Raw genomic sequence first — 8,217 nt, 5'->3', positions numbered from 1 at the left:
GGGCCGGAGGCCGGGGGAGGCACGGCCCGGCCACGGCCAAGTCTGATCCGGAGCGGTTGGTTCCGCGACTCGGCGCGTTGCGGCCGGGGTTCTCCCGCATGCCGGTCTCCCGGGACGGATGCCGTCCTCGCCGGTTCACCACGCACGCGGCGAACCGGCGAGGAATATGCCGTTTCGGGTTTCCGAATCCGCCCGCTATTCGGTGCGGGTGTTCCGCAGGAAAGGAATCCCGGGAGCGGGGGCCGGTCAAGGGATACGAGAAGTCGCAGGTCAGAGGTGGGCTGTTGAGGGATTTGGCGGTGTTTTCCGAGGGAAAGACCGCGGTTCGGCTGTTTTCGGAGGTGGCCGCACGGCTCTTGACCCCCTGAATGAAACGTTGCAATACTGACGGGCTTAGAAAGCGCTTACTGCACTTTTCTCGCGAAATCCCCCTCCCGGACGGCCCCTCCGGCCCGGCCCGGCGCGAGCGGCCCTGCGCCGCGGTGTGGTGAGCGTCCCCCCACGGAAGGAGTCCACGATGAGAAGCGGAGCCGCACCATCCGCCAGGAGGCGCAGACTCGCCGCGGCCGCGGCCGGCGCCCTGACGGCGGCCATGCTGGCGACGGTGGCCACCACGGTCGGGGCCGCGGAGCCCCCGGCCGGGGCCGACCGTTCCGGACAGGCGGCACAGCAGGCGCAGGAGGCCGGGGCCGCACCGAGGTCCCGGGCCGCCCAGGCGGCGCCGGCCGCCGCCGCGGCCGCCTGCGGCGAGGGCTCGTACCAGGCCGAGGCCGTGAAGAGCGGGAGCACCTGGACCGCGCGCCGGGGCGGCAGCACGGTCTACACCGGCGGCAGCATGCGCGACGCGATGCAGGCCGCGATCGGCAGCCTGACCCCCAACCGCTCCTCCAAGGAGCGCGTGGTGGTGCGGGGTTCGGGCTCGATCGGCGCCGGAACCAGGGTGTCGCTGCCGAGCAACACCGCCATCGACGTGTGCGGCACCATCGACGTCACCGGCTCCGGCTCCGGCGACCAGGCGCCGATCTACTCCCGCGGCACGACGAACGTCGAGGTCGGTCATCTGACCGTCACCGGCCGCCCGCTGTACGGCATCTTCATGCGCAACGTCAGCAACGTGGTACTCGGCCGGATCGACATGCGGGTCTCCGGCGGTCTGGGTATCCGGATCGACAACCACGGCGACCGCTCGTCGCGCTCGCGCAACATCCGCATCGACAACGTCTACGTCTCGGGCGCCGGCAACCACGGCGTGGAGACCTACGGGGTGGACGGGCTGACGATCGGGACGGTGACCGCCCGCAACGTCGGCTACTCCGGACTGCTGCTCAACGACACGATCAACGCCACGGTGGGGAAGGTCGACGCCGACAACACCGCCACCGGCACCGGCTACGCGGCGTTCCGGATGGCCAACCGCAACGGCCGGATCGGCAGCGGCTACCCGACCAACATCCGCGTCGGCGAGGTCGTCGCACGCGGCGGCGGGCGCGGGGTCTTCTGCGTGTCCGAGAGTGGCGGCGCCGTCATCGACCGGGTGACACTGACCAACACCGGCAGCAACGCCATCCTGATCGAGAACTGCTACAACGTGACCATCGCCTCCCAGGGCGGCACGGTCAGCGGCGGCGGGGAGGTCAGGCTGGCGGCCCGCAGCGAGTTCCCGGGCAACCGGGACATCACCCTGCAGAACCTGACGCTGAGCAACACCTCGCTCAGGGAGAGCCCCTGCGGCACGAACATCACCTACCGCAACCTCACCCTGAACAACACCAGCCGGAACACCTGCTGAGCGGACAGGGACCGCGGTGAGGAACCGCGCGGCGTCCTCCCGCCCCGGAAGCGGGGCGGGAGGACGCCGCCGCTCATGCCGCACGAGGGCCCGCCCGGTGCGGCCGCGGCGCGGTGTAGCGTTGCGAGTTCCGAGCCGCCGGTCCCGCCCACACCGCAGAGGAGACCCGTGACCCACACCGCCGCGGACACGCGCTACGACACCATGCCCTACCGACGTGTCGGACGCAGCGGGCTGAAACTGCCGGCGATCTCGCTGGGCCTGTGGCACAACTTCGGCGACGACAAGCCGCTTCAGACCCAGCGGGCGATCCTGCGCCGCGCCTTCGACCTGGGCGTCACCCACTTCGACCTGGCCAACAACTACGGCCCGCCCCCCGGAGCGGCCGAGGCCAACTTCGGCCGCCACCTCGCCCGCGACTTCCGCCCCTACCGCGACGAGATGGTGATCTCCACCAAGGCGGGCTACGACATGTGGCCCGGCCCGTACGGCGAGTGGGGGTCGCGCAAGTACCTGCTGGCCAGCCTGGACCAGAGCCTGAGCCGCATGGGCCTGGAGTACGTCGACATCTTCTACTCCCACCGCCCCGACCCCGACACGCCCCTGGAGGAGACCATGGGCGCGCTGGACACCGCCGTCCGGCAGGGCAAGGCGCTGTACGTGGGCATCTCCAACTACAGCCCCGAGCAGACCCGTGAGGCCGCCCGCATCCTGGCCGGGCTCGGCACCCCGCTGCTGATCCACCAGCCCTCGTACTCGATGTTCAACCGCTGGGTCGAGGACGGCCTGCTCGACGTCCTCGACGAGGTGGGCGCCGGCTCGATCGCCTTCTCCCCGCTGGCCCAGGGCCTGCTCACCGACCGCTACCTGTCCGGCATCCCCGCCGGGTCCCGGGCCGCGGGCGCCAGCCCGTTCCTGACGGCCGAGGGCATCACCGAGGAGACGCTGGCCAAGGTCCGCGCGCTCGACTCCATCGCGCGGCGGCGCGGCCAGACCCTGGCGCAGACGGCCATCGCCTGGGTCCTGCGCGGCGGGCGCGTGACCTCCGCGCTCGTCGGGGCCAGCAGCGTGAAACAGCTGGAGGACAACGTCGCGGCCGCCGGCAACCTCGACTTCACCGACGACGAGCTCGCCGAGATCGAGAACCACCTCGCCCGTCAGGCCGGTTAGGCCGGGCCGCCCCCGGGAAACCCGGGCTCCCGGAGCCCGGGAGAGGAGCGGGTCATGGCCATCCGCGTGACGGTGTGGACCGAGTGCGGGCCGGACGACGCCGAGATCGCCGCCGTCTACCCGGAGGGAATGCACAACGCCATCGCCGGCGCACTCGCCCCCCACGGCGAGTTGCGCGTGCGCACGGCCACCATGGACGAGGAGGAGCACGGGCTCGGCGGCACGGTGCTGGACGAGACCGACGTCCTGTTCTGGTGGGGCCACCGGCGGCACGGCGAGGTGGACGACGGGGTCGTGGCGCGGGTGCACGCCCGGGTGCTGGAGGGCATGGGGCTGGTCGCCCTCCACTCCAGCGCGGAGTCGAAGGTCTTCCGCGCCCTGACGGGCACCAGCGGCCGGATCTCCGGCTGGCGCCACGGCGACCGCGAGGTGGTGTGGACGGTCGACGTCACGCACCCGGTGGCCGCCGGGGTGCCGCGGCCGATGGTCATCGGCGAGCAGGAGATGTACGCCGAGCCGTTCGACGTGCCCGCCCCCGACGAGCTGGTCTTCGTCTCCTCCTTCGCGGGCGGGGAGGTCTTCCGCAGCGGGATGGCCTGGCGGCGGGGGCTCGGCAGGGTCTTCTACTTCAGCCCGGGCCACGAGGAGTACCCGGTCTACCACCACGCGGACATCCGCACCGTTCTGGCCAACGCGGCCTTCTGGGCGGCCGGTCCTGCGGGACCGGCCGGTCCCGCAGGACCGGTGGGGGCGCCGGTGCCCTGGACGTCGCAGCCGCGCGAGAGGGGCTGGTACGAGCGGTGAGCGGCGAGGCTCCCCGTCCGCCCCCGCTCCTCACCCCCGCTCCCGCGCCGGTTCTCAGCTTCCGGCCGACAGCCGGCCCGCCGCCAGGCCGTCGCTGATGTCGCGCGACAGGCGCGAGGCCAGCTCGTCCAGGCGCCCGCGGTACTCCTCGAACTCCGTCAGCCGCCGGAACACCTCGCTGTAGCGCGACTGCTCGGCCAGCGGTAGCTGGAGCACCTGGAGCCTGCGCACGTCCACCCGGGACGCGCTGGAGGCGTGGGTGCCCGCCTGGCGGCCGTTGGAGGGCGCGCGCAGACAGCCCGCGAGGAACCAGGGGTCCATCTTCTCCGGATCCACGCGCAGCGCGTACAACTGGGCGCCGAGCACGGTGGGCGGGCCCTGGTGCACCCAGGCGGCGAAGGCGCGGATCACCCCGGCCACCACCACGTCGCCGGGCCTGGCCACCAGCATTCCGCGGTCGGAGACGTCCGAGGTGTGCAGCCAGCCCGTCGGTCCGCCGCCCTGGAGCAGGTCGGGCACGGTCAGCAGGGGCAGGCCGTCCTCGCCCGCCTCGCCGCCGCGGACCGTCCCGTCCGGCGGCTGCTGGCCGCCGCGCAGGGTGAGCGCCCCGGCCCGGGCCAGGTCGCCCACGGTCGTCCTGGGCTGCGCGCCCCCGCCGTCCCCGGCCGGCTCCAGGGCGGACAGCGCCCGTCCCGCGGCGCGCAGTCCGGCCAGGGCCTCGCCGAAGCCGCTCCAGGCGCTCTCCAGGTCGAGTTCGTCGCCGCCGGGGGCGGGGGAGACGTGGCGCCCGGGGGTGAGGTCGACCTCGTCGTCCAGCAGCTCGATGACGGCCATGCGCCGGGCGCAGTCCGGCAGTTCGGCCGCCCCGCTGTCGTAGGCGCGCACCGCGGTCCGTACGAAACCGCCCAGCGCGTCCCAGTCCACCCCGCCCTCGCGTGAGGCCGCCGCCCGCCGGGAGGCCGCCGCGTCGGCGAGCAGGACCCCGTTGTCCTCGGCGGGTCCGGCGCCCTCGGGGGCGCGCAGCAGCCACAGGTGCAGCGAGACGCTGTGCGGCTGCGCGCAGCCGGGGGGCAGGGCGATGACGGCGCGCAGCAGTCCGGCGCGCAGCAGCGCGCCGCGGATCCTGCGGCCGGCCCGGCGGGAGGCGACGGCCGGCGGCAGCAGCAGCACGGCGGCGCCGCCCGGCCGCAGCCGGGCCAGGGCGTGCTGGACCCAGGCGAGCTCGGACTCGGTGCGCGGCGGCAGGCCGTGTACCCAGCGCCGGTCGGTGGACAGCTCCTCGTAGCCCCAGTCGCGTTCGTTGAAGGGCGGGTTGCACAGGACGACGTCCGCTGTGGCCCGCTCGTGCGGGTCGGCGCGCAGGGAGTCGCCCTCCCGTACGTCCGCCGTCACCCGCACCCCGCCCGCACCGGCCTTACCGGCCTTACCGGTCTTCCCCGTGGCGCCCGCCTCTTCGGTGACGAACGCCAGCCGCGCGGCGGCCAGCGCGGCCAGCGCCGGGTCGCTGTCGCAGCCCAGCAGGGTGACGCGTGCCGCGCCCGCGTCCGTCTCGGCCCGTGCGGCGGCGTCCAGCAGATGGCCCGCGCCGCAGGCCGGGTCGAGCACGGTCGCCCCGCCGTCCCCGGCCGGGGACGGGTGCGCCGCCAGGGCGACCTCGGCCATCAGGTCCGCCAGGGGCCGGGGGCTGGCGCTGACCTGGCGGACGTGGGCGTCCAGCCAGCGCTGCAGCAGGAACTCGAAGACCTCCCGCGCTCCTTCGCGCCGCCCCAGCGCCACGGCCTCGTCGACCAGTTCACCGGCCTGCTCGGACAGGGGCGCGGCGGACGCGGGGGCCTGGCCGCCGAGCATCCGCCGTCCGGCCTCGGCGATGGCCAGACCCGTCTCGTCCCGGCTGCCGAGGGCCTCGAAACCGGGCCAGAGCAGCTCGCGCCCCCCGATCTCCTTGAGCTTGTCGTTCTCCCGCAGCCACCGCTCGATCTCGGCGAGGGAGAACTGGGGGCTGGCGTCCGTGCCCCCGATCCGGGCGGGGAAGGTGTCGTGGCGGCGCCGCCAGTTGCTGACGGCCGCCCGCCCCACCCCGGCGATCCGCGCGATCTCCGCGAGGGTGACCGGCACTGAGCGTGTTGAAGGCATCGAGATCTCCGGGGTCGGATCGGTCGGGGCTGCCACAGGCAACTGTTCGAATTCAAAGCTCCGATGGGAGCGCCGGGATTCGAACAGTCGGTTCCACTGGGCAGGTTACTACGGCGTTTGACACCGTTCACAGAACGAGGCGCCCGGGCCGTGCGGAACGGGCCGTGCGGGGCGCCCCGGAACGAGGCGGGCGGTCAGCCGCGCTCCGGGAGCGGGTCGGCGAAGCGCCAACCGCGCGCGAGGAGTTCGTCGACGGCGGCCACCGCCGCGCGCAGACGCTCCCGGTGGGACCCGCCGACGACCAGGTGAGGCAGGCCGCGGCGGCTCAGCTCGGCGCGGAAGCGACCGGTCATCCAGGCCCGCAGATGCTCCCCGTCGCGCAGCCCGTCGTCCTCGAACGGCACACCCGTGTGGTCGGTCAGCAGCCACAGGTGGTGCCTGCCGCGGGCGGCCACGGCCTCCACCCGGGGGCTTCGGCGGCCGGTGTAGCGCTCGTGCCAGACCGTGGTGGCCAGGGCGTCGGTGTCGCAGAAGAGCACGGGGGAACCGGTCCGCGCGGCGGCGTCCTCCGCGGCGAGCTGGCGCTCGGCGATCAGCTCGAACTCCTCCGGCTCCCAGACGACGTCCCCGAACGGGGCGCCGGGCCGCCGCGCCCGCAGCCGCGCGTACTTCTCCTCGCTGTACCGCCGCCCGTACTCGGGAACCCAGCCCGTCTCGGCCCACACCCCACCCCGCGAACGGTAGTGCTCGGCGAGGGCGCGGGAGAGGGTGGTGGTCCCGGTGGACTCCGCGCCCAGCACGACGACCCGGCGGGTCAGGGCCGCGCGTACGGGGGCGGCCAGGTGCGGCCAGCATCCGACGGGGTCCTCGCGCACCGCGGTCCCGGAGACCGGGTACGCGGTGCGGCCGGGGTCGACGGTGACGGCCGCCGCGCCGAAGCGGCGGCCCAGCTCCGTGCCGTAGGCCTCGGAGGTGAAGACCGCGTCGACCGGCCCGGGCACGGCGGCGCGGAAGACCGCCATGTGCGCGTCCCAGACGGCGGGGTCGGAGTAGTCGACGGGCACGTCGTCCACCGCCCCGACCACCTCTATGCCCGCCTCGGGGTGCTCCTCGCGCATCCACGCCACCCGGTCGGCCAGCGGAACCGACTCCACGGAGGAGGCGCACACCAGCACGGTGAGCCGGCGGCAGCGCGCGGCGGCGGTGCGGACCAGATGGTGGTGGCCGGCGTGCGGCGGGTAGAACTTGCCCAGCACCAGCCCGTGCCCGAACTCCTTCCCCGGCCGCCCGGGTCTCCCGTCCGCGCCCCCGCTCACGCGGCGGCCCCCACCGGGGCCGCCGGGCCGGTGCGGCCGGCCAGTTCGCGCCGCCAGCCGAGCAGCCCGGCCACGCACAGGGCCATGAAGCCCAGGTAGAGCAGCGAGGTGAGGTACAGCCCCTTGTGGGCGTACAGGGGCACGTAGACGACGTCGGCGGCGATCCACAGGTACCAGGACTCGACCTTCTTGCGGCACTGGCCGTAGGTGGCGGCCAGTGACAGCGCGGTGGTCAGGGCGTCCCAGAAGGGCACGGTGGAGTCGGTGGCCCGGTCCAGCAGCACGGTCAGCGCGGCGGTGGCGGCCGCGGTCGCGCAGGCCAGGACCCACCAGGTGCGGACGCCGGTGCGGCTGACCGGCAGCCGGCCGGAGGCTGACCGCGGGCCGCCGGCGACCCACGACCACCAGCCGTACAGGGCCAGCGCGATGTAGACGACCTGGAGCCCGGCGTCCGCGTACAGCCCGGCGCCGGCGAACAGGAGGATGAAGAACAGGTTGTTGGCGATGCCGATCGGCCAGTTGGCGATGTGCTGGCGGGCGACGAGCCACACGCACAGCCCCCCGCTGCCGAAGCCGAGCACCTCCACCCAGCTGACGGGGCTGCCGAGCAGGGTGAAGAGGGGCTGCTGGAGGGGAGCGAGCAGGTCCGCGACGGTGTCCACGCGGCGACCTCCTTAATTGTCAGATTGACGATAAGGGGGTCGGTCCGGTGGTGGCAAGGGTTTTGGCGGGGGAGCGCGGCGTCGCCCGGCCTCGGAGGCGCCGAGGCCGTCCACGCCCGTGGCGCGGTCCCGGACCACCTCGCCGTCCGCCTCCACGAACAGGATCCGGTGCCAGGAGATCTCCCCGCCGGGGACGGAGGAGAGCAGGGGCACGCGCTCGGGCGCGGCACCGCGCTGCCGGACCTCGGCACGAAGCGGGCCGGATCCAGGCGCGGATCCCGGCGGACCTGGTGGTGGACCTCCTCGCCGGTGCGCATCACCCCTCCCCCCACCGGGCCGGCCC

Annotated in this window: 6 protein-coding genes and 1 pseudogene; 3 read left to right on the top strand and 4 right to left on the bottom strand. The window is 74.2% G+C overall.

Annotated elements, in window-relative coordinates:
• Window positions 1-517: 517 nt before the first annotated feature.
• The 3 genes from L7D48_RS22485 (at window position 518) to L7D48_RS22475 (ending at window position 3,763) form a co-directional block, all read left to right on the top strand.
• Window positions 518-1,789, top strand: a complete 1,272-nt coding sequence (locus tag L7D48_RS22485) for a right-handed parallel beta-helix repeat-containing protein (protein ID WP_237881842.1) — start codon at window positions 518-520, stop codon at window positions 1,787-1,789.
• 168 nt (window positions 1,790-1,957) lie between these two features.
• Window positions 1,958-2,959 (top strand): L-glyceraldehyde 3-phosphate reductase, encoded by a 1,002-nt coding sequence (gene mgrA, locus L7D48_RS22480; protein WP_308312325.1) that lies wholly within the window; start codon window positions 1,958-1,960, stop codon window positions 2,957-2,959.
• Window positions 2,960-3,013: 54 nt separating this feature from the next.
• Window positions 3,014-3,763 (top strand): ThuA domain-containing protein, encoded by a 750-nt coding sequence (locus L7D48_RS22475; RefSeq protein ID WP_237881839.1) that lies wholly within the window; start codon window positions 3,014-3,016, stop codon window positions 3,761-3,763.
• A 54-nt stretch (window positions 3,764-3,817) separates the two neighbouring features.
• Here L7D48_RS22475 and L7D48_RS22470 read toward each other — a convergent pair whose 3' ends face one another.
• From L7D48_RS22470 to L7D48_RS22455, 4 genes and pseudogenes are all read right to left on the bottom strand, one after another.
• On the bottom strand, window positions 3,818-5,896 hold the full coding sequence (locus tag L7D48_RS22470; protein ID WP_237881837.1) for an N-6 DNA methylase: 2,079 nt from the start codon (window positions 5,894-5,896) through the stop codon (window positions 3,818-3,820).
• 194 nt (window positions 5,897-6,090) lie between these two features.
• The gene (locus tag L7D48_RS22465; RefSeq protein WP_237881835.1) at window positions 6,091-7,212 is read right to left on the bottom strand and encodes an AAA family ATPase; all 1,122 of its coding nucleotides are present in this window, start codon (window positions 7,210-7,212) and stop codon (window positions 6,091-6,093) included.
• Window positions 7,209-7,874 carry a nicotinamide riboside transporter PnuC gene (gene pnuC, locus L7D48_RS22460; RefSeq protein WP_237881833.1) on the bottom strand — a complete coding sequence of 222 codons (666 nt, stop codon included), beginning with the start codon at window positions 7,872-7,874 and terminating at the stop codon, window positions 7,209-7,211. Before pnuC ends, L7D48_RS22465 begins: the two co-directional genes overlap by 4 nt.
• A 69-nt stretch (window positions 7,875-7,943) precedes the next feature.
• Window positions 7,944-8,191: pseudogene (locus tag L7D48_RS22455) on the bottom strand (DUF504 domain-containing protein); the annotation flags it as partial.
• Between the last annotated feature and the right edge of the window lie 26 nt (window positions 8,192-8,217).

The sequence above is a fragment of the Streptomyces sp. ICN903 genome (assembly GCF_022015835.1).
Lineage (GTDB): Bacteria > Actinomycetota > Actinomycetes > Streptomycetales > Streptomycetaceae > Streptomyces > Streptomyces fenghuangensis.
The sequence above is the reverse complement of the archived record's forward strand: the minus strand, read 5'-3'. Positions and strand labels throughout refer to the sequence as shown.